This window comes from Photobacterium sp. CCB-ST2H9 (genome assembly GCF_023151555.2).
Classification (GTDB): domain Bacteria; phylum Pseudomonadota; class Gammaproteobacteria; order Enterobacterales; family Vibrionaceae; genus Photobacterium.
The window spans coordinates 129,039-151,340 of the sequence record NZ_CP100426.1 but is presented as its reverse complement, the minus strand read 5'-3'; the positions used below and the strand labels follow the sequence as shown (position 1 = coordinate 151,340).

16 protein-coding genes are annotated in these 22,302 nt (G+C 42.5%); 1 reads left to right on the top strand and 15 read right to left on the bottom strand.

The genetic code is table 11. The features are described from left to right. Nucleotides 1-19 precede the first annotated feature (19 nt). Entirely contained in the window at nt 20-985 is a 966-nt protein-coding gene (locus L4174_RS17170; RefSeq protein ID WP_248142692.1) for a DMT family transporter, read from the top strand. A gap of 89 nt (nt 986-1,074) precedes the next feature. On the opposite strand, the gene leuE is transcribed toward L4174_RS17170, so the two are convergent. The 15 genes from leuE to L4174_RS17095 all read right to left on the bottom strand — a co-directional run bounded on the left by leuE (nt 1,075) and on the right by L4174_RS17095 (nt 22,282). After that, on the bottom strand, nt 1,075-1,713 hold the full coding sequence (leuE, locus tag L4174_RS17165; RefSeq protein WP_248142693.1) for a leucine efflux protein LeuE: 639 nt from the start codon (nt 1,711-1,713) through the stop codon (nt 1,075-1,077). A 111-nt stretch (nt 1,714-1,824) separates the two neighbouring features. Continuing rightward, the gene (locus L4174_RS17160; protein ID WP_248142694.1) at nt 1,825-2,454 is read right to left on the bottom strand and encodes a LysE family translocator; all 630 of its coding nucleotides are present in this window, start codon (nt 2,452-2,454) and stop codon (nt 1,825-1,827) included. 81 nt (nt 2,455-2,535) lie between these two features. Continuing rightward, complete coding sequence (locus L4174_RS17155; protein WP_248142695.1) at nt 2,536-3,357, bottom strand: AraC family transcriptional regulator; 822 nt, start codon at nt 3,355-3,357, stop codon at nt 2,536-2,538. Nucleotides 3,358-3,466: 109 nt separating this feature from the next. Continuing rightward, nucleotides 3,467-3,814: a GFA family protein gene (locus tag L4174_RS17150; RefSeq protein ID WP_248142696.1), complete on the bottom strand. Its 348-nt coding sequence runs from the start codon at nt 3,812-3,814 to the stop codon at nt 3,467-3,469. 90 nt (nt 3,815-3,904) lie between these two features. After that, a complete protein-coding gene (locus L4174_RS17145) occupies nt 3,905-4,399 on the bottom strand; it encodes a GNAT family N-acetyltransferase (RefSeq protein WP_248142697.1) in 495 nt (164 codons plus the stop codon). Nucleotides 4,400-4,519: 120 nt separating this feature from the next. Then, nucleotides 4,520-5,707, bottom strand: a complete 1,188-nt coding sequence (locus L4174_RS17140; protein WP_248142698.1) for a hypothetical protein — start codon at nt 5,705-5,707, stop codon at nt 4,520-4,522. A 130-nt stretch (nt 5,708-5,837) separates the two neighbouring features. Continuing rightward, entirely contained in the window at nt 5,838-7,037 is a 1,200-nt protein-coding gene (locus tag L4174_RS17135; protein WP_248142699.1) for a hypothetical protein, read from the bottom strand. Nucleotides 7,038-8,609: 1,572 nt separating this feature from the next. Beyond that, nucleotides 8,610-13,331, bottom strand: coding sequence for an OmpA family protein (locus L4174_RS17130; protein WP_248142700.1), 4,722 nt, complete (start codon nt 13,329-13,331; stop codon nt 8,610-8,612). Next, nucleotides 13,324-14,544, bottom strand: a complete 1,221-nt coding sequence (locus tag L4174_RS17125) for a hypothetical protein (RefSeq protein WP_248142701.1) — start codon at nt 14,542-14,544, stop codon at nt 13,324-13,326. The genes L4174_RS17130 and L4174_RS17125 overlap by 8 nt, the downstream gene beginning before the upstream one ends. Nucleotides 14,545-14,557: 13 nt before the next feature. Next, nucleotides 14,558-15,919: a hypothetical protein gene (locus tag L4174_RS17120; protein WP_248142702.1), complete on the bottom strand. Its 1,362-nt coding sequence runs from the start codon at nt 15,917-15,919 to the stop codon at nt 14,558-14,560. Nucleotides 15,920-16,404: 485 nt separating this feature from the next. After that, the gene (locus L4174_RS17115) at nt 16,405-17,379 is read right to left on the bottom strand and encodes a hypothetical protein (RefSeq protein ID WP_248142703.1); all 975 of its coding nucleotides are present in this window, start codon (nt 17,377-17,379) and stop codon (nt 16,405-16,407) included. Beyond that, on the bottom strand, nt 17,376-18,365 hold the full coding sequence (locus tag L4174_RS17110) for a DUF2169 domain-containing protein (RefSeq protein WP_248142704.1): 990 nt from the start codon (nt 18,363-18,365) through the stop codon (nt 17,376-17,378). Before L4174_RS17110 ends, L4174_RS17115 begins: the two co-directional genes overlap by 4 nt. Further along, nucleotides 18,346-19,686 (bottom strand): hypothetical protein, encoded by a 1,341-nt coding sequence (locus L4174_RS17105; protein WP_248142705.1) that lies wholly within the window; start codon nt 19,684-19,686, stop codon nt 18,346-18,348. The genes L4174_RS17110 and L4174_RS17105 overlap by 20 nt, the downstream gene beginning before the upstream one ends. 11 nt (nt 19,687-19,697) lie before the next feature. Beyond that, nucleotides 19,698-20,180, bottom strand: coding sequence for a hypothetical protein (locus L4174_RS17100; RefSeq protein ID WP_248142706.1), 483 nt, complete (start codon nt 20,178-20,180; stop codon nt 19,698-19,700). Beyond that, the gene (locus L4174_RS17095) at nt 20,180-22,282 is read right to left on the bottom strand and encodes a type VI secretion system Vgr family protein (protein WP_248142707.1); all 2,103 of its coding nucleotides are present in this window, start codon (nt 22,280-22,282) and stop codon (nt 20,180-20,182) included. The genes L4174_RS17100 and L4174_RS17095 overlap by 1 nt, the downstream gene beginning before the upstream one ends. Nucleotides 22,283-22,302 lie beyond the last annotated feature (20 nt).

The following is a 22,302-nucleotide window of genomic DNA, read 5'->3' as shown; positions in this document are numbered from 1 at the left end:
AGAAGCAGTAGAGGATTGCATGAACGAGCGGAAGCCAGTCGACACCACCGCAGTGAGTATTATGGTGGTGTTTTGTTTTGTCATGGGATTGCAGCAAATTTTCCTGAAAGCTACCGGCGACGACATTGCACCGATCCTCCAGATTGGCATCCGATCTGGCATTGCCGCCGTTCTGGTTTGTCTTTATGTCGTACTACGGCGCAAGCGCCTGTTTTTCGCCGATGGCAACTGGAAACCGGGTCTTCTGGTCGGCACCTTGTTTGCACTGGAATACCTGTTCCTCGGAGAAGCGCTGCGCTACACCTCAGCCGCTCACGCGGTGGTGTTTCTGTACACATCGCCTGTATTCAGTGCGCTGATGCTCCATTTCCTGATCGATTCAGAGCGCCTGTCACCAGCACAATGGGCAGGGATTCTGCTGGCCTTTGGCGGTATTGCCGTTGCGTTTCTTCTGCATTCGGAAGCGCGTGTGGCTGTCTCCCAGCCAGACCAGCTCTGGGGCGATTTTCTTGCGCTACTTGGCGGACTGGCATGGGGCGCGACGACAGTTCTGATCCGCAGTACTAAACTGGCCCGGATCTCCTCAGAACAGACTCTGCTGTATCAGCTGACCATGGCCTTTGTGATTCTGGTTGGCGCCGCATTCATCATGGGACAGACTCAGATCAACCCAACGCCGCTGGCAATCGCGAGCGTCGCATTTCAGACGTTCATCATTTCCTTTGCCGGATTACTGCTGTGGTTCTGGATGCTCAATACTTACATCGCTTCCCGTTTAGGGGTGCTGTCATTCATGACACCACTGTATGGGGTTGTACTGGGGGCCTGGCTGCTGGACGAAGCTATCGAGCCCGGATTTGTGTACGGCGCAACCATGGTCATCACCGGAATTGTGCTGGTCAGCGGTCACAGTTGGCTCAAACAGCTGTTCTTTGGCAAACAGCGTCAAAACGATATCCAGGCCGACAAGTCCTCAGAAAGATAAGCGCCTGCTTATCGCAAAACAGAACAAATAAAAAAGGCTCAGGGGGATTGCACCTGAGCCTTGAATTCAACGTTCAAACGTTCACATACTCACGCGTTCGATAATGCCAGCCTTGCAGCAAAACCGATAAACAGTGTCCCCATGAGCGTATTGCCGAGTTGTCGGGCCCGCTTGCTGGCTTTCACCAGCCGGGTCACATACGAGCCGGCAAAAATCAGGACACTGAGGAAAATCAGGCTGAACACCTCCAGCACCGCCGCCAGAATCATAAATGGAATTGCGGGGCTGTCAAACGTCATATCGATAAACTGCACAAAGAAAGACACGTAAAACAAAATGGCCTTCGGATTGGTCAGACTGAGGATCAGGGCTTTTCGAAAAACCCGCTTTCCGACTGTCGCAGGTAAGGCCTCCTCAGATTCACCGGGTTGAAAAGCGCTGTAGACAATCTTGCCGCCAAGAAACAACAGATAGATTGCCCCCAGATACCGTACCAGTGTGAAGAGGATCGGCGTGGTCTGAATCAGGGTCGCGACGCCGGCATAGGCGCAGAAAATCAACACCGCATCTCCGATGAAAACACCCAAGGCCGCCATATATCCCGGGCGGATTCCTTGGGTCATTCCGGTTTTCAGTACAAACAATGAATTAGGGCCAGGCAAAAGGACGATAAACATGGCCCCGACCACATAAGCCCAAAAATTCAATACGCCGTAATCAGCAAACATAGCCCTTCCCCTTCAACCGACTGAGTTCTTACTGTTTCACAGCACTATAAACGGTTTGAGCACGGATGCAATTGGCGTATCCGATTGCGATGAAATGAACTATCAGTACGCTCAGCCCACTGGGATCAGCTGCTGCCAAAGCGGGTTATCCACCAGCAGCCAGAACGCTACAACCATCATCAAAGCAAAATAGATGAGTCCCTGAATTTTCTGGTTTTTCCGGTTCCCGGAAAGTTTCGCCAGCAAACCGCCCGCCCAAATCCAGACCAGATGCATCAATATATTCAGCACAGCAAGCCATGCAACCAGCACCCAAATCGCATGCTCGCCGAACTCCTGCTGCGCTTTCTCCGAAAACAGGGAGAACATGAGCAACACCAGCAACCAGCCTTTACTGTTTAGCAACTGGATAAGCACCCCATCGGTAAATCCCAGATGTTTCACTTGTCCATTCGCCGTGTGCAAACTAGTTTTTAAAAATCCCTTTGCCAGATACATGATGTAACAGGCCCCGACAACCTGTAACAGTTGCAAAACCAGCGGATTTTCGTGAATCAGTGCGCCTAATCCCAGACCGATCAACAGCGACTTCATCAGGAAAACAGTATCAATTCCCAGTAACAAAGGTATGGAACGCCGGACACCGACACTGGCCCCCGATGCCGCAAACACAATATTGGCCGGCCCCGGACTAAAGACCAAAGGAAACATCACCCCTAACCAAAGCAATAAAAAACTCATTCATTCACCTCCAGATTCAACAGTGAATGCATGGTATTGCGTGCCGGTCATTCCTTCTTGTACAAAATTGCAGGCCAGGCGTCAGACGAGATAATGCTTCGGCGGTACCCCGAAAGCACGCTTGAAATTGCGGGTGAAATGGCTCTGGTCAAAGAAGCCGCAGCTGAGTGCCGTATCGACACAACTGTGCCCGCTCATCAGCAACCCTTTAGCTTTCTGCACTTTCAGCAGCAGCAAAAACTGATGCGGTGTCAGCCCGTAATGCGCTTTAAAATAGCGGATCAGTTGATATTTTGTCAGGCCACTGACGGCTTCAAGCGCTTCTAAAGAAACATTCTCCTGCCAGTGGTCATGAAGATAATCTCTGACCTGTTTTGTCCGGTTCTGCGCTTGACCCGCAAGTTCATGTGCGGGCTTCGCCGTGCCGTATTGAGTGAACAAATGCTCGAGAGCGAGTGTCAGCAACGACGACTGCGTTAAATTCAGACTGGGAACTTCCAGTGCAATATGACACTGCAAAAGCCGCCCGAATAAAGCAGGATTATCGATTAAAGAGGTATTTATCACAGGCTCTGCGTGCTTCTCGCTGGCATCAAAATAGCCCGAGATAAATTCAGGCGGGAAATAGAACATCCGGTAACGCCATCCCTGCTCGCATCCGGCGAACCCCGTATGAACCTCGGAAGGGTTAATTGCGACCACGTGGTGCTGAGGGACAACAATATTGTTACCCCGATAAAAAAGACCTTCAGCACCCGATTCAATCACGCCAATCGCTAATTCATCATGCCAATGCCGTGAAAATTCAAACTGCTGAAACGAAGCCGACAATAGCTCAACCTCTGGTATTCGTGCAGGACGCCAGAGTTTTGAAAATTCCTTTTTCTGTGGTTTTTCCCGCATCGCGGTTACCTCACCGCCTCAAACCAACGGGAAATGGACTCAATTGCTTTCATCATTTGCCCCATCTTCCTTGTGCAATGGGACACATCATCACATCCGCCAATATGGATTACAATGTCCGACCGTCGAAATACTTCACTGGAATGACGTCTAAATCGATCTCATCCAGGCATCGGATATTCACTGCGACAATAGCATTTCCCTGCTGGTCTTTGCCTTCACCATAGGGATGAATTCCGCAGGTCGGACAGAACCGATGTTGAATCACATGTTTGTTAAAGGTGTAAGTGCTTGCTGCGCTCTCGGGCGTGAGTAAACGAAACTGACTGCGAGGGACAAACCACAATAACGATCCTTTGCGCCGACAGATAGAACAGTTACATGCCAAAGCTTCCTCAATCTCGCCTTCGGCCTCAAACGCAATATTTCCGCAGTGGCAGCTACCTGTATATTTCATGCTCTTTCCCCTCGTCAGGTTCATTCTGAAGTCGGACGGCGACTGCTTGATGCAATCGGATTGAGTATAGCTTGGCAACGAAACTACAACTCAGCATTCACAATGCGTCGATTTCAAAACAGTTTTTTGCATCCAAAGCGAACTGATAGACTCACCATTTTTTTGGGCGTAATTTTGAAAAATACCGACCTCTTTAAATCCGAACTTCTGATGTAAAGCCACAGAGGCATCATTCGGCAGAGCAATCCCCGACAGTACACAACGCACCGGCTGGCTTGCCAGCGTTTCCAGTAAAGCAGCCATGAGTGCACTGCCTGTGCCTTTTCCTTTTGCATCCGGATGGAGATAAATGGTCACTTCAACCGTTTCCGAAAAAGCCGGACTTGGCCGGTAAGGCTGGCTGCAAGCAAATCCCGTCACGGTTTGATTTTCGATCGCGACAAAAAGTTGATGCGGGGAATCTGGCTGAAACTGTGCAAACCAGTCATTGCGATTCCCTAACGTCATCGGCTCAGTTTCAAACCTTGCGTTTGTCTGCGCAATATAATGATTAAAAATGGCAGTGATTGCGGGAATGTGAGTCATGGTGCCTCTTATGATTTGTGTCATATTTATTTCATCGTGAGTTTGAGAAGCGAAAATCATGGCGAATCAATCGTTTATTTTCAAGTGCAATGCTATGACTACTATGCATGGATAACATTTTTATTTATATAATAGTTTAATTAATGTATCTTCATATTTTTCTTTTGATGGTAACTCAGGGAAATATTCTGAAAGATTTATATCTTCAAATCCCTCTTGCATACTCTTTGAAAGATATAAATCATCATAAACTTTTATTTCATAGTTTTCACCGGCATCATATATATAATTTATTTTCGTGAGAGGTGTATCTTCCTCCTTTTGAATTACTCGGTATATGCTTCCATCCTGCATTCCCCAGGCACCCGATTTTATCACTCGAAAACCTAAGCTTTTCCCTAAAATTTTTTCAGGTTCATTTGAATCATATATATTGTAAACCAAATTCTGTCTATCATAGTTGCAGGTAAATAAAGTATCTTTCACTCCAAAAGATCCACCAGATTTGCACTCAGCAGAAAGATAACTCCCTCTTTTGGGGTTTTTGAACCCAGGCATATCGTAAATAATCTGATCTCCATCACCTTGTACAGACTGTAAAAAATCGTTGTTGTTTTTTACTTTTGCGATAGCCTTATTTTCTTTATTTATAATGAAAAATCTATTATTTGCATCATCAAAATCATAACTATATAAAACTTTAAAAGATATAACCTCTTGCGATTCTAGTGTCAATTGTGCTGTCTCACCATCATTATTAATTAACGCTATTTTTCTATCGTCATCCCATGACTCTACAAAACATCGTCCCGAGGTAACCTCATTACCTTTTCTAAGCTTCAAATCATAAAGAGTGCAACCATACCCATTTTTATATGATGTGGAAATTATATATCTTCCATCAGGAGAGCGATTAGGTTCAGTAAAATAGCCAAAGGGTAAAACACTTGATCCAAAGTCATCATGAGTTGCAATAAGTTTGACATTCTTTCCATCTACTCCCATCGAATAAATATTATAATAATCATCTCCATTTTTTCTTGCTTTAAACAATACTCTTGGGATTTCATTATTTTCATCCCAATTTTCATACCCTAATTCTTTAGGGATATTTACGCTTAGGCTCCAAGAGATGACATCACCTTTTGATTTCCAATGCTTTAATTCAATTGCCTTGACAATTAAATCCAGCTGCTTCTGATAATCCTCATCATAAGCTAACTTCTCTTCAATCATCTTCCAGGCTGGGTATGCCATTGACCCAAGGCAGATAACAACCAAGCTTAAATCCAGTATTTTTTTATTCATAGTATATTCCATATTAATATAGACAATAAACAAAATGTTAATTTGTGAAATTTATAATTGTTATTTACAAACATTAGAGAACAACCATATTATTGATTCACCAATTTACACCAAGTCATTTAAATCATATTTACCCCCTTCCACCAAACTTCATTTTATAATATGCTTCACTATATTCTTCTTCAGTTGGTAGTCTCGGGAAATATCCAGTTAAGTCAACCTGTTCAAACTTATCCAAAATATCTTTTGATAAATAGATATCATCATAAACAAGCATTTCATATTCTTCACTTATCTCATAATAATAAACTATCGATTTAAATACACTTTGTTCGTTATTTCTAATAACTCTATAGAGCCTTTCATCCTGGAATGCCCATTGCCCAGGCTGAATCACCCAGAATCCAAAGCTTTGGAATGCTCTTTGTTTTGGGTTGTCCATTTGATACACTGGATATTTTTCATTTCCTTCATCATAGCCACATGTAAAATATTTTCTATCCGCACTATAATATCCACCATCAGCACATTCTTCTGGTAATACATTATCTCTTATTGGATTTTTAAAACCAGGCATATCATAAATAACTTGCTTACCATCACCTTTTATTTTTTGAGTAAAATTATTTTCCTCTGTTATTTTAGAGAACATTTTATTACCATTACCCATTGTGAATAATCGACCATTCCCTTTCTCAAAATCATTGCCGTACTGGTCTTCAAAAAATGCTATTTTATTTGAATCAACATCTAAAAAACCACTTTTACCAGAGTTACTGATCAATGCCGTTTTACTGTCAGAAGACCAATAGTCCACCCGGCAATCGTGTGGAGCGAATCTAATACTTATTTTCTCTTTAATATCGAACTTAGTGCACCAGAAACCTTTATTAAATAATGTTGTTATAATAAATCGACCATCAGGAGAACGGCTCGGCTTATTTATTCCTCGCCTCGGCCAAAACGCACCTCCAAAGTCTTTATGGGTTGCAACAAGCTTTATATCTGTACCATTCAAGTTCATCGAATAAATATTATAGGCTTTTTCTCCTTTCTTCCTTGCTCTAAATAGTAATCTCGGCATATCATATTCCTGATCCCATTGTTCATATTCTACATGCTCAGGAATATAGACCTTTATCTCCCAATATGCTGGTGACAGTTTTGTTGACCATTTTTTTATTTCAATAGATTCTACTAACAAACTTAATTGCTCATTAAAATCTTTTTCTTCTTCATATTTATTACTTAAATATTTAAAAAACCAAAAAAACAATATACTGAGTGAAGTTAAAAACATCAGAATAACAACTATTTTATTTATTTTCATAATCACCATTTTTCATTGTAAATTTGTCGCACTCATGTTGATCGTTACTCAATTATTCATAAGAAAGTTCACTAAAAATAAATTCTGCGCTATGTAGATCTTTCAGATTCGTAATGAATAGGGTGAGTCTTCCCTATTTTAGCAAATCAATGAACAAATCTTGATGCCAGCAGGATACTTCAAGTGCCTCACATTCCTTCATTAAAACTGATTGTTTCCAGTCATTGCTTTCGTCTGCCAATCCCGCATGAGTAAGCGAAAATTCTCCAAAAACAGAGGAAACAAGACCGAATTCAATTTTAAAAGTAAATCCGACATTCAGAACATTCACATCCTCCAAATAATGTTGGTTGCAGTATACTCTTCAAAAACCGTACACCGATGACTAAACCATATCTGAGACTCCTTCAATGTGGCTACGGAGCTGCGCCGACTGAACACCTGACATCTGTTTGCACGGTGAAAAAATTTTTCATTTGAATAAACAGAAATCTCTTTCAGTTGTAAGGCTTCTAACAGCATTTTAATGAATGAAACTGAATAAGAAATCAGAAACATAGCGCTGTTGAATATAGCTAAATTCATAAACAGTATGAACATCTATTGGATGATGAAGAGTCAATTGAGTGACATGCTGCCCATCATGCTAATATTCCCTCAAATATATCCCCCGGAAAATCGTGATCATGTAATATTTGTCCGGCTAAAAAATTGACGTTTATCTAGAATACCCGTCAAAAGAAAGGCAAACAAGTGAGCCAAGAACACAGAGCCAATGCCCCAATAGATAGCAGTCGTCCTGTCTTCGCTCATTCGGATCACCATCACCATTGCAGTAATACTAAAGAAGCACCGAACTGACGGTTAGCATTCAATAGCGCAGTAGTCATTGATGCATGCTGTCGACAAACTACCTGCAAGAAGCAATCCTGGGGCACTGGCAGGAGTTACAACATCAGCAGCACTATTCGTAAATACCTGGAACCAGAAACTGCACCATAGAAGGACGGCGATAGCTGCAAACTCCATTCGTTAAGATGTACGGGGTGATTCAAACAACAACTGCCTGATCGGCATATTATGTTCCAATGGCAAGCAGTGATTTGGCATACAATTTCAAACACCAGACTTACTGATCGCCTGTTTAACCTATTTACAACTTGTTCAATCCAGAGCACTCAATACGAGTCAGTCCAGATATCCCAAAGGCAATATAAAAATAAGAATAAAAACAATATAACAAAAATATATCGTATTAGAAAATATGGAAATCAATACAATGAATTTTCTAAAAAAAAATTACTATCATTTGAATTAAATAAAAATGTTAAAACCATAACAAAATCAATAAATATTCGAGCGAACATAAGATCAGTATTAGCTATTAACCTTAATAGAATTCGATAGAAATTGAAATGAGCACCTTTCACTTTAAAAAATTGACGTTAATATTGATAGAACATCATAAAACACATTATTAATGATAACATACCAATGAAAAATATTACCAATTAATATATTAAACCAAAAGCATGATATAAAAAATTGGCACCCTAGGTGCCAATTTAATGATTAAATATTCATCCATTCGAAAATTAACTTACGTCTCTCATCATTAATTTCAAAAATATTCTCAGGATCGGATTTAACCCAAGAAATATTTGGATCTACATCATGCGCATGAATATTATATTTCACAACATTGCTTCTCATCCCGAAAATCTCAGCCTCTTGAGACATATTCTCCTTGTTATTATTTGTTTCAATTTGTTTCTTCGCAAACTCTATACTTTCATCACTAACTGGTTTATACCAGTTAAACGGCACTTTCTTTGGCTTGCCATTTAATTTTATATCATTTGACTTAGAATTTTTCAAACCAGAGTCTACTGGTCCGTTAATGTTTACACTAAACCTTACAAAATCAAGTGTTTTTCTGTCGGTGATTCTATCGCTCTCAATTATATTTAATTCTTCCGGATAAATCATAGGCGTCAATCCTTCCACCTTAGCTCCAAGAATATTTACATACTTCAGCCAAGAAGAGTTACCCCATATTTCCGTTGTCTCTAATCCTCCAAATATATTCCTAACAGCATGTTTCTTTAACTCTTCATCTGACAATTTTCTATACAACGATCGCAATACATCTATTTTGGAGGGTAGATCGTTTTGATCATACTCAGCAGAAATAAAACTGATGCTACCTGACTCATCAACTTTAATGGTCCCAATGCGATAAATACAGTTAATTTCTTCTAATTCAAATTCATAATCAGAAACACTGAACATTTTCTCGACAACCATTGACCTCTTAGCTAAAAATATACAATTGGGATCATATTTTTGATTAATGAGTTGTTCTTTGGAGCCATCCACTATTTTTGTTCTAATAATTAACGTTAAATAAACACTACTATTCCAATCAAAATTGTCAATTTCCCCTTTTAACATCCTTCTGCTTAAAAGAGGGTCATCTTTTTCTAAGTCATTCTGTTCACTATTTAGATTTAGTCCAATTTTTCTATTTGTTTGACCTAAATATAAATCAACTTTAGGTTTATGGAAGACACGAACGAAATTAGAACTTTGACCTTTAAACTTATTTTCTAAAAATCCCTTTTCATGAAAAATATGATCCGATTTAACCAAATTGGTCGTATATCTGCCATTATCTTTAACAAATTGATATTCTCTGTTTGGATCTAAAGTTAAAAAGAATTCTGACTTAATATAACCATGATTATAATGTGGCGTTTTATATCTATCATAACAAACTCTCATCTTCGTTTTAGATCTTTCAGGAACCTTTATTTGATAATAATAAGGAAGATACTTTTGTGAACCAATTAATTTTTCATTCGGTTTATCACTTTTTTTAGAAGAGAATAGAGACATCATCGTCGAATCATTGTAGTTAACGACTGGTCGCGTCCCAAATATCTGATGAACACCATAAAAGAAATATGGCTCTATTATTACACCCCAAACATCACCTTCACTAATTTGATCTAGCTCGAACTTTTCAAGATCTTTTCTATTGATTTTATGAACATATTCTGTATTAGTAGATGCAATTTTTTCTGTGACAGCAGTTTCCAGTCCCATCACGTTATTTGTATAATTAACTTTGACTGCCTCAGCTACAATCGGAAAATTAATAAAATCATTCAATTCAAAATCTGCTTTGTCTTCATCAATTATGACAAGTATACGAATTTTATCAAATGGAGAAAGTTTTCTTTCTCTTATTTGTTGGTAATAATCTTTAAATTCAACCCATTTTTCACCGTCTGGAGCACGAACAGACATAATCACATGCTTAAATATATCTTTGTCTATATCCTCAGGAATATGAGAAGCAAATACAGTTCCGAAATTCTCAATAGAATCGGCAGCCAGATAATGGATGGGGAAGTATTTATTACTTTTTCTGGCATCTTCCAGAATCAGCTTTCCATTATCATCCATCTGTGATTTATTCCAGACCATCCTTCCGCCGGCAATTACTGTTTTTAATGTCGGGAATATATACCCATCAGTATTATTTAACTGTTTTACATTTAACCAAACATCATCAAGATGAATAGGATCTAATATTCCCTCACCAAGTTCCCAACTGTCATCCAATATATAATGCTTAATATATCCTTCGAGATCAAAATCTGTTACAGATATATCTTCATCAGTATTATATTGAGCATAATTTATCTTTTTTATAAGCCGAATTAACCCATTCAGAGCTAGCGATCGTTTCAGATAAGACTTCATTAATATTGTTTGATGAGACTGAGAACCTGTTTCATTAAAAAAACGTCCAACAATGCTCATATCAACATGAGATAATAATTTAAGTATATCTTTAGCTAAATAGCTCTCTTTACTTATTGACTTTTCCAACTCTTGATAGCTTGTTACAATAAGCTCTAAACCAGATTTTACAACAAGCAAAACATTTGCCATTGGATAGACTTTTGCTATTGAACCAATAATTATGTCAAATGCTAATGAAGCCATTTCGGCAGTAAAACCAATAACATTCTCATCAAAATTCATTGATGCAACAATTGACGCCTTTCGAGATTTTTCAACTTCAATAAGAGCAACTCGACTTGCAGGATAGTCAAATTGTGCACTAAATTTCATCAACAAATCTACTCGGCGATTTTTTGCCCTGTTTTCTTCACTCGTATTTGGGACTAAGTTATCATGCTCGCCGTAACCAATCACTTGAATTCTTGGTTCCCATATCGGTAGAAGTGCACTATTTTTATTATTTATAGCACCGAGAATGCAAGATTTAACAGCTTCAGCTCGTTCTAATGACAATGTTAAGTTATATTTTTCTGTACCAATATCACATGTATGACCAGATACAATGATATCAATAGGATCAGTTAATTCAGATAATAATGAGCCAATTTTTTCAAATGCTATTGCAATACTTTTGTTAGTAAAATTTGGCGTTGCTCGATCAAATCCAAAAGTTGTACTATCAACTCTGAATAATGTGTCATTTAGAACAAGACTTGAAGATAAATGGTCTCCTTTTGTATTTGAAATAGTCATTAACTTCAATTGTTCTTTTAATAAGTTAAGTGCACGCTCTTCCTTTTCTTCTAATTTTGCATCATTTTTCAAAGCTACTAACTTATTTTCCGTCGGGGAAATAGTAGATAGGCTATACTTTAGCACATCTCTCGAGAAAAACTTTTCAGCTTTTTCTAACTGATTACTGCTATCGACACTCTTTGATATAGCAATACCAGCCGTTGTAAGAGACAGTGGCTTATCTAAAAGGACACCAGCTATTTTACCTGCATCCGAAATGAATGGCTTCAAACTATCAGACATTGGAACAACATTTAAAACTTTTGTTCCCATCACATTTTTAATTTTCTTTGCTCTCGCAACAGATGCATTATTCAGTTTCAAATTAGAAACTGAACTAATAAAACCATTTGCTGCACCAGCAACACCTGCAGCCGCTAAAGTTGCGCGTGCTAATTCAGAGTTTTCACCTGTAATGGCTTTGGACAAAATAGCATATGTTAATTTAGATAACATTTGCCACGTTGCACCCTTTTCTAATAACATTACACTCGAGTCAACAAATCCCTTATATGTCTGAAGATAATGCCAAAGCTGTGCTTGCTTATTTGTAGGCCCGCCTTTTTCTGTTTGCACGTTTTGTGGTAAAGCCAACGGATTTTTATTTAACTGCTTAATAAAATTTTGATATAGATCAGGCGCTTGCAGTAATAGAGATTCCTCAACACTAATCGGATCTCCATTGACGACTGCCGTTCTCCCAATAACCGTTTTTATCGGGAGGTGAAATACACGTTCCTTTAAACTATACTCATCAATCCCTTTACTCTCAAAGTAATCTATTCCCGCTTCATTTTTAACTGACTTTACATCTACATTTATTCGACAAAATTGTTCAATCTCATTACTGATACTTAATATATCATTTTCAATCCAGAAAGTAGCACAGAACGAGAACTTTTCTTCTCCATCAAGATCAATAAAAGGTACCTTCTCAACTATTGACGTTGCTGAGGATTCGGTACCTGAGATACATAATCCCTGTGGAAAATCCGACAACCTAACGGTTGAACCTTCATATTTTGAAGAAGAAAACATTACCACAATTGTATAATATTGAGGCACTTCTAAAACACTGATATTAGTATTTTCGCTTTTTAATCTTTCAATTGAATCTCGCCAATTTATATAATTTTTAAAATATAAACTATATGCTGAAAGTTTCTTTCTTTCGTCAAATGGTATATGAATCAACTCTGAAATAGATGAATTTAAATCCAACTCTTTAATAGAATTTTTGAACAAGTTACTTGATTTTTTACTGTTTTGACCCAAAACTTCGTATAAATTTTTAGCCCATTCATTTCCATGACTTGACTGATATGCATAAATTAATCTCGCTGGAAAGAAAAATATACTTTTTTTCGATCTAGCGTGACCAGTCTCTCCTGGTTTTACAATAACAGGACTTCCAACTAATTTTAACTCTTTGTCAGATGATATATCATTTGATAATAAATTTAACTTTCCATGTTGATCACTAAATGCGAATGGATTTTCAGCTTTAACAGTGCTCGATAGATTATTTTTATCTGTATAACCTAGCTCTTCACTCCATGATTCGGCTGAAAGCAACAATGTTTCATAAGGCAATGGGAATAATTTTGCACCTTTAGCTACATTTCCATCTTTCCCGTAAACACGTCCCATCAAATATGTGCCGGATAAAGGGTAATCAGTCATGAGAGTTCTCCCTCTTTAAAACATTATTAAGTGCTTCTTGATAAAGAGTTTCATTCGGCATAGGGGGGAAGTATTGATATAAATTAATATTATCACTTTTATTAATTAAGCTTTCTGGAATAAAGTACGATAAAGGACCAATTTCATAGTCTGAATTTCTCGATTTATATATATATAGTAAATCTTCCAAAGGTGAATCATCGCTATTTTGTGAGACCCTAAGAATTGCATTTGTATTATCAAGCATATACCATCTACTAGCTTGAATAATCCATGGTTCAATGGCATTTCCTAGTGACAATTGAGGTTCATCCAGACGGTAATAGTGATTACCATCTTTTGAGAAAACACAAGTGAAATATTGTCCGTCCGCGCTTATTTGTTGCCCATCATTACATTCTTTGGGAAAAACATTCTCACGAGATATATATTTCATCTCAGGCAGTTTAAATATTACATGTCTACCTAATTCAGGGCTATTATTAATAACATCATGTTTCAGTTGTCTGATGAAATATTTACCATCAGCTGAACGACGTCCACCGACAATATCATCTTCATAATTCAAATCAGCCAGTTCACTTCTATTTGAAGGAACGAGATCCTTTAGTTCATCATGAGCTACGTCAAAGTAAAAAGGTTGACTCCAATTGTCACCACCCACAAAATAAATTCCGTTGCTATCTTTTTCCCAATCGAAATTAAAACAACGCCCATCACCTAAGTTTTTCACTTCTCGTTTTTTTAAATCAAACAAAGCGCATGTGAAATTAAATGCATCTTGCTGAACTGCAGTAATAATGAATCTTCCGTTTGGAGAACGTGAGGGTCTTGATGTTCCTCTTCTCTCTGGGACTCCTCCAATCTCTTCACGGGTGAATAGTAAGCGAACATCAGAACCATTCATATTCATAGTGAAAAAGTCGCCATTTTTATTCCCCATTCGAGATGTAGAATAAAACTGTATTTGTGGCATGATATGTTTGGCATCCCATTTTTCTAAAATTAAAGGCTCTGGAATATCGATATTGATAATCCAAGAATGCGATTTTCTCTTTAATCCACGTATTTCTCTATTTTTTACAATGATTTCTAAATTTTCCATATATTCATCATTATATGGACTTTGCGCTTGTATATATGCATACGTTCCTGCTGTAGCTAATATGCCTAGACCGACCATTGATAATATCAATTTTATTTTTTTATTCATCAAATCATTCCTATTATTCAATTCCTAATGCTTCTTTTTTCCACATTTCCATTAGGTTAAATTTATTTTCTTCTTTAGCTTTGATTTCATCTTCATTGATTGCCTCATTTTCTGGTGCTGGAGATATTGGCTCCAATCTTTTAGGTTCCATAATTTCTTGAAATGATCTATGTGCAAAAACACACTGTCCACTGAAAGGATCACAAGGCGTTGCAATAAATAGTGAAAACTCACCATCCAATGGCAAACCAGAAAACAGCCCTCGAACAAAATGTCCACAACCATCCTCTAATTCTTCCAACAAAACAGCTTGTTGCCATCCACTCTTTTGATCTTTCAAAATCGCATAAAGTTCTTCAACACACGCAATATTTTCATCAGCTAAACCTCGCTCAAGTGTGATTGTAAATCCTTTATTATGGCCATCCACATACGCCACAGCTGTATTTGATGGAGAAAACTGTTCAAAGACAGAACACTGATGACTCAACCATGACATATCCTCCCCTTCCATAACTGAATGGAGTTGTGCTGACTGAATATCCGCGGTATGTTCCTGCGATTGAAAAGCTTTACCTTTCGAATAAACAGAAAGTTCATCCAAGGGCGTTGCAACGGAATCCAGTTTTGCCGCATCACTTTCCAGGGATTCTATTTGTTGGAACGTCTTTTGTTCAGGAGAAAACATCACTTTAACGCCATTTGCCCCTTCCTGAACCTCACCCGCAATTTTATAAGGCACCCAGAATTGAGGGATATCAAATCCGTCAGCTTCCCGGTGTTCAATCACAGGATGTTGGTTCTGGCGTTCCTGTTTGTCTCTGGCCCGGTAATACTCAGTATCAATATCCTGGTAATAACCACTCTTATTGACTTTCAGCTCGCGCCAGAGTTTGCCTTTCCAAAATACATACAAGTAGCCGCCTTTCAGCTCTGCTGCTTTGTTTTTATCTTTACTGCCATCCAGATAAGCCAGTGCACGAACGGGTATCAATACGGTGTCCCATTCGTCCATTTCTGCTTCCTTTTCAACTGGCATCAGGTTCTCAGCCAATAAGAAAGTCAGCGGGTTTGGCATCCCTCGCAAAGGCGATACCAGATACAAGTTCTTCGGTTCATTTTCTAGTCCCTGAAACGTTGCAAGGGTTCGGTGTCCATTTTTTACGTCGGCTACGGCTCGGGTAATTTTTTTTGCCTGCTTTTCAGTTTTCGCTAACTGAAAGTGAGCCCAGTTCCCCTGCCACTGCCCGGCCAGTTCAACCACCAGTTTATGATCCGGGACGGGTTCAATAGCTTGAGTCACAACATTGCGCGGCAATGGGGTAATATCTTCAAGTGGCGTGTAATTCGCCTTTACATATCTCACTTTTTCCATATGAATCTTCTCGTTTTTTATCGCAATGGCGAAGCGGAATCATATTGTTTGCCGGAAGATACTGTGCACAAAACGACAGACATTCTGACAGACAGCATGAGGGAAACAGGCCTGTTATTCAGTTCACAGAACATCAGGCTACGTGTTATATGGTGTGAGAAGAGTTTTCGGCAATCTGATTGGTCATTCAGTCTCTGTAGACAGCACATCGAGATGACAGTCTCCGCAGCGTTGTTTGCATGTAATCTTGCTGGCTGCGGGTGCTAATGCCAGATTCAGAATTACACCAGCCAGGATTCACTTTTGGTTTGTCCGTTCTTGAAAGAACAATGTGTACCATCATCCAGACGTACAGCGAAAAACCCTAACAGATTGAATGACCTAATCAACTGATTTAATACTCTGCCCGTATTCATTACGTGACTTTGTGGCATTGAGCCAAAAAATTCAGTTTTTCTCTTCACACACAATAAGTTCCCTGCTTATCAGGCAGGTTTCGGTATTTCAGGTAAAGACAGGGTGAGCATCGCCCGGCTGCTGTCCGCACCAAACAGAAACAAACTTCGGATCAGATGCTGGCTATTGTGATGCACAGCCAGTGCGAGCGTGGCGAACAAGGAAGCATCGCCGAGATAGCCCCACAGAGAATGGCTGAGTATGATCTGCTCTGGATTCACAAGCCGTTCGCCTCGGGCGCCAATCGCAAAACCATAGTCTTCCTGATGTTGTCTCAGGTTAGTCATGTCGCTGAACAGCAAACCAAAGTCGTCCACGGTTTTACATTGCCTGCGTAAAACCCGGGACATCAGGCGGAAGTCCTCACCCGGCTCATGGCACCAGCTGTCCAGCACAGCCAGCGGTTTGATTTTCATGGCCTCGACAAAGCTACGGCTGGCCAGTATTGCACCGGCTGCACCTTCACTGGCAATGACGCCCCACGGCTGACGATTCGTTTGCAGCCACTGTTGTTCTGACAATTCATCCAGTTTGGCAATCGGGGAATCGATGGATACTGCAATCAGAACTTCCTCATCATTCAGTGCCTTCTGTACCTCTGAAAAATGCTGATGGCCGGAGACATGGCTGAGTACCACACGGGAAATTGTTTTCTGGGAATCTTCATCCTGCTGCAATTGCGCCAGCCACTCATCGAGCATGCGCTGCGTGGCAACATCCGGCATCCGGACATACAGGGGCACCGACGAAAGACTGCCCGGGAGCTGAACCGTCAGCTGATTCACCAGCAAAGTCAGCAGCGACAGCAATCGGTCGGTCACGCTCTCTTCTGTATCCAGATAGCAGACGGGAGCGACCGTTGCCTTTTCATCGCCCTCGCCCAAAATGCGGGTTTCATACATATCCAGATTGGCTTGCGCCACAGCAACAGACACATCCAGATTAAATCCGGCAGCCGTTACTGCGTCTGCACTTAGCAGATATCTTGCTGATGTCGCACTCATACAGTGGCCTTCTCTTCAGAAATGACGGTATTGATGAGCTGCGCTTCCCGTCCCTGACACGGGAAAGCGGCTGACCAGGTTGCCGTAACAATCAGCGCATCGGCATCCACCGATAACGTGTGTAATGCCATGGCCTGCTTTTCTTTGTTTTCACCAAAAACGGCCTGCGCTTCATAACTGCGTCTCGGCACGGTGAAATACAGGGTTTCTTCGTGGCTGAAGCCGGAGACAATCAGCCGTTCTCCCCCTTCTAACAAACCCTTGGTTTGTTGATCAGCAGGTGCAGACTGATAAAATGCAGGGTTGAAATCCACCGGATAAAGCGGGCGGCGCTCCTCTTCCCATGCTTCATCAAAGGTACCCGCCAGTCTGGACCGGGGCATATCGAACACGGCGATCGGGCCGAAACTGGCAGGCTTGATTTTCGACGCTTCCAGTTGCCAGTCCTGCCCGGGGTAAAAGACAGACGGGACCGGCTGCGTCAGCAAGTTCTGAGTTTTCTGCGCGACACCACAGCCAACACGGTTCCTTTCATCTTCGCCGCCTATGGTCTGTGCAGAAGACACAGGTTGTTCGATAAAGGCAGCGGGCACGGTCACGCCCACCTGACCGGCCTGAGTGATCCACTGACGTGTCCCCAGCACCAGCAGCGTTTTATCAATGTGCCCTTCGATTAAAAGGCGGCAATTCATTTTCGTGACGGGCGTTTTGCCATAACTTCTGGCATGGCCGCTGACAAGCACATCCGTGTTGGCTTTGGTCACCACAAAATCCTGATCAGCCAGCAATGCAGAAAATCCGGGCTCTCCTGCAAACACCGGTGTGGAGTAGATGTCCGGTTGAGATTTGAGCGGCTGCCATTGTCCGCCCACCAGCTGCCAGCCGGTCTTCATGCAAACGACCCACACAGATTGTCCGTCATGATCCCGGACGAACTGCCCTTTCGTGGCATAAGGCAAAGAAGATTCAACGTCCCACAGCTGCATCGCGTATCCTCAGGTCATACCGCTCTGCGGCAGTCGTGTTATTGGAGAGTGTGTAAATCGCGCGGCGCTGACGTTCCGGCCAGCTCATCGGATCGTAAGCCACATAAATACCGCCGTTCAGACAGAGTTCTTTCCAGACCCAGGTCCGGAACTCAGCCGGTAACGACTGGCTGCGCAATGCATCAATACTGCTGGTGTAGCTCAGTGCGCTGCCCATCCGCATCATCGGAGACAAGGTGTACCCGCCATGGTTGTGCTGCCACCAGTACGCCAGAATGTCTGCCGCTTGCTGGCCGTCATATTTCACACCTAACTCAGACACCCGCACCGGTAGCAGCTCCCCCAGGATCAGGGTCAGCGCATGGACCCAGTTTTCAAGACGCGTGTCATCATCTTCCTGCCGGATCGCTTCAATCATGGGTTGGACGGTGTCCGGATCCCCTGCCAGAGCAGCCTTCAGATAAGCCCGTTCATCCTGCTGATAATCAGGCTGTTCAAACGATTCCGGCAGGCGATTGAGAATGGCATATATTGGCACGTCGGTCAGATAGTCCGCCTGCGGCAGCAATTCACCCCGCAGCCAGGCGACTTTGTCTTTGCGGACCAGAAGATGGGTGAAAAGTGATTTGGACGGATGACCGTGCTCGTTGATCCAATTGATCCCCGCCTCTTGCCCCATGCGTGCCAGATGATACCGAGCGAGCAAACTGACTTTGTCCGTTCCTTCACGAATACACAGTGAGGCAAATGTTTCAGTAAGTTCACTCCGCCGGATCAATGCCTGCATGGCAGGCTCGGCCTGATTGAGTTCGCTGATCGCAGCCGACTGCAATATCAGCGGCAATCCTGTAGCAGTCGCCAGGGTCACCACTTGCTGCCACTGTTTCGCCGGCATTTTCTCCGTCAGCAAAAGTGCCAGTTCGCAAGCTTCCGCATCAAGTGATTCGAGATCAGCGGAGGTCAGTACCCAGAGCAATACCTGAGGGTAGATGTCAGCCAGCCAGAGGATATAGCCCGGCTCTACCCGGTACAAAGCAATCAATACCGCCAGATACTGGTTCAGTTTCCGGTTCACCAAATGGTAGTAATGACTGCGTGTATCCGGCAGCCCGGCATTGAAAGCACGATCTTGCTGCATCAGTAAAAAGCGAATTTCTGTTGCAGCCGTTTCTGCTTTTTCTCTGGCAAAACGCAGAATCCCCGGCGACGTCGCATTGGCCTGTTCAATCGCCTGTTTCATACGGGCGGCCAGCTGTTGGATATCCTCATCCTTTAACTTGGCAAACCCCGGCGTTTCCGGCTTAATCAGACTGTTCATCATGTCAGCATCCGTCAGTTAATCGCTATGATTGCACCCTGAATCTTCTGGGATTTCTCGGCCTGGCTATGAATATACTTACCTTCCGTTGTGACCCGTTTCTGCCTGGCTTCATAACGGGTTTGTGCTTCGCCGCTGGCGACGACTAACTCGTTTTCGGCTTCAATCCGGATATTTTTTGCCTTGAGAACCAGCTCATCCCGCTGTTCTATGATCGAAAAAAAGATATCCGTGATCAGCGGTAAATTCGGATCCTGACCGACAAACTCAACCCGGCAGGACAACGCGTTTTGCCTCGCCAGTTCCAGCTCAGCAACCGAGAACTGTCGACCGAGTCGCGCAGCCATGCCCGATGGCATGTCGCAGCCATCGAAAGTCACACGGACACAGTCCCCCTCAATCGCCAGAATCCGGCCGAAGCGGGGATGCAAAGACGCCGGGGATTCCCCGGCACCTGTTTCAAAGAACTGACTTCGTTGCGTCTGCTGTTTTTGCATTAGTTCACCGATACTTTTCCGCCTTGAACAACAACTTTATCTGAACCATTAATCGTGATGGACGCGCCCGTCACCTGGATCGTGCCATCACTGTTCAGCACAATTTGCGACTGACCGGCTTTCAGGACGATTTTGTCTTTACTGATAATCTGGGTCGTACTCTTTGACTCAGAAGTAATATTGCCAGTGACTGTGAGCGTCGAATTTCCGTCAACATTAAGGTTGTTGTCTTTATCAACCTGCGTCTGACGTGAGCCATGCACCGTCAGCGTCTGGTTTTCCATCACCGTCAGTTCATCGTTCTTTCCGATTTCCGTCGTGCGGTTCTGGTTTACCTTCAGGCTGGCGTTCTTCACAACCGTCACAGATTCGTTACTGTTGTATGTGACCGTGACATCACCATCGACGGTTTCCGTGAAGGTACCCTTCACTTCAGTCGTTTTTGTGCCCTTAATGGTTTCTTTCTGATTCTGACCAATCTCATTGGTTTTATGACGGGCTACTGTCAGCATGTCATCGTTGCCAATCTGTTCGAAACGGTCGTTCAGCACTTTTACGGACATGTCTTTCTGTGCCCGCAGATACAACTCTTCCTGATTGTTTTCATCATCCAGGCTGATTTCGTTGTATCCCTCACCCTTATGGGTTTTAGATCGCAGTGTGGTTCGTGTTTTCTTCAACGGCAGATCATAAGGCGGGCGGTGCAACCCGTTATAAACGGAGCCGGTCACCAATGGCTGATCCGGGTCGCCTTCGAGGAAGGTCACGACCACTTCATGGCCGATACGCGGCAGGAATACTGCCCCCCAGTTGGGTCCAGCCAGCGTCTGACTGACACGCACCCAACAGGTCGAGTGCTCATTCATGCTCCCCAGTCGGTCCCAGTGAAACTGCACCTTCACCCGGCCAAGATTGTCGGTATAGATCTCTTCGTTTTCGGGACCTACCACGACGGCTGTCTGCGGGCCTTCGATCACAGGCGCAGGCAATGCAGGCGCGCGGTAGGTCATTTCGGCAGGAAATGCCTTGAATTCGTTGTAGTAAATGGTCGGTTCGCCGCTGTTTTCTTCTGCATGAACCTGAGGATCCCGGCCGACATGTTTCACTTCCAGCAGGATAAAATCCCGGTTCAGCGACTGACGCGGATGGCTTTCCATCACAAAGCTGTAACCCGGCAGAAAACGCATCACACAGCCCATTGCCTTCAGTTCAGTACCGGAAATTTTCAGCGCCGACAGGCGATAATCCGACTGCAACTTACCGTGGGGCTGCTGGCCGTAACGGCCCGGATAATTGTAAATCGCCAGATCGGTATACGCTTCTGACTCATCAGACTCTGGCACATTCGCCATCAGGCTGGTTTTCGGCGTCAGATAGTTATAATCCGTCTGCGACACCGCGCCTGTGTGGGCCCGTTGACCAAAGTCAGCCTCAAAGATATGCTCCCGATCCGGCACACCGCCAGAATCACCGTGGAACAAAATAGTATGTTCGCTGGCACCCGGCACCAGCGTCGCATTGTCTGCAGTACTTGGAAGCTCACTCAGGAGCTCATTTTTATCCACGATCACCAGCTCGTGGCCGGTTTCCGTATGATCAAAGAAGTACCACAAACCGTGCTGAGACATCAGGCGATGAACAAACGCCAGATCGGTCTCGCGGTATTGCAGAATGTATTCCTGCTGTTCACCCGCATCAGCCAGCATCCGGAATGCCGTCACACCTGCACCTTCCAGCACTGACTCAATGATTTCATGAATCGTCAGACCCTGGAAAATCCGGCAGTCTTCACGCTGAGTCAGAAACCACAGTTCTGGTACCAGAATCAGTTCATAACGACTGAACTGCCGGCCGGTACCAAGAAACCGAACTTCATTGACAATACCGTGGAACAAACGGGAAACATCGCGTCCCTGGCCATAAAGTTTCAGTACACCGGCTTTACGGACCAGATCATCGAGTGAAATATCTGCATCACGTGAAAGCAATGACACCTTAATTTCGAATGGTTGAAACAGACGCTCTTTGATTTCAAAACTTTCAACGCGGAATTCGTGTTCTGCTTCTTCGATTGAGAACGAAAATTGAACCTGATTACTCATTACTTTTACCTGATGCAACT

Excerpts from the sequence above, each read along its gene's own strand:
- L4174_RS17170 (WP_248142692.1), top strand. The coding sequence starts at position 20 with ATGAACGAGCGGAAGCCAGTCGACACCACCGCAGTGAGTATTATGGTG.
- leuE (WP_248142693.1), bottom strand. The coding sequence starts at position 1,713 with ATGTTTGCTGATTACGGCGTATTGAATTTTTGGGCTTATGTGGTCGGG.
- L4174_RS17160 (WP_248142694.1), bottom strand. The coding sequence starts at position 2,454 with ATGAGTTTTTTATTGCTTTGGTTAGGGGTGATGTTTCCTTTGGTCTTT.
- L4174_RS17155 (WP_248142695.1), bottom strand. The coding sequence starts at position 3,357 with ATGCGGGAAAAACCACAGAAAAAGGAATTTTCAAAACTCTGGCGTCCT.
- L4174_RS17150 (WP_248142696.1), bottom strand. The coding sequence starts at position 3,814 with ATGAAATATACAGGTAGCTGCCACTGCGGAAATATTGCGTTTGAGGCC.
- L4174_RS17145 (WP_248142697.1), bottom strand. The coding sequence starts at position 4,399 with ATGACTCACATTCCCGCAATCACTGCCATTTTTAATCATTATATTGCG.
- L4174_RS17140 (WP_248142698.1), bottom strand. The coding sequence starts at position 5,707 with ATGAATAAAAAAATACTGGATTTAAGCTTGGTTGTTATCTGCCTTGGG.
- L4174_RS17135 (WP_248142699.1), bottom strand. The coding sequence starts at position 7,037 with ATGAAAATAAATAAAATAGTTGTTATTCTGATGTTTTTAACTTCACTC.
- L4174_RS17130 (WP_248142700.1), bottom strand. The coding sequence starts at position 13,331 with ATGACTGATTACCCTTTATCCGGCACATATTTGATGGGACGTGTTTAC.
- L4174_RS17125 (WP_248142701.1), bottom strand. The coding sequence starts at position 14,544 with ATGAATAAAAAAATAAAATTGATATTATCAATGGTCGGTCTAGGCATA.
- L4174_RS17120 (WP_248142702.1), bottom strand. The coding sequence starts at position 15,919 with ATGGAAAAAGTGAGATATGTAAAGGCGAATTACACGCCACTTGAAGAT.
- L4174_RS17115 (WP_248142703.1), bottom strand. The coding sequence starts at position 17,379 with ATGAGTGCGACATCAGCAAGATATCTGCTAAGTGCAGACGCAGTAACG.
- L4174_RS17110 (WP_248142704.1), bottom strand. The coding sequence starts at position 18,365 with ATGCAGCTGTGGGACGTTGAATCTTCTTTGCCTTATGCCACGAAAGGG.
- L4174_RS17105 (WP_248142705.1), bottom strand. The coding sequence starts at position 19,686 with ATGATGAACAGTCTGATTAAGCCGGAAACGCCGGGGTTTGCCAAGTTA.
- L4174_RS17100 (WP_248142706.1), bottom strand. The coding sequence starts at position 20,180 with ATGCAAAAACAGCAGACGCAACGAAGTCAGTTCTTTGAAACAGGTGCC.
- L4174_RS17095 (WP_248142707.1), bottom strand. The coding sequence starts at position 22,282 with ATGAGTAATCAGGTTCAATTTTCGTTCTCAATCGAAGAAGCAGAACAC.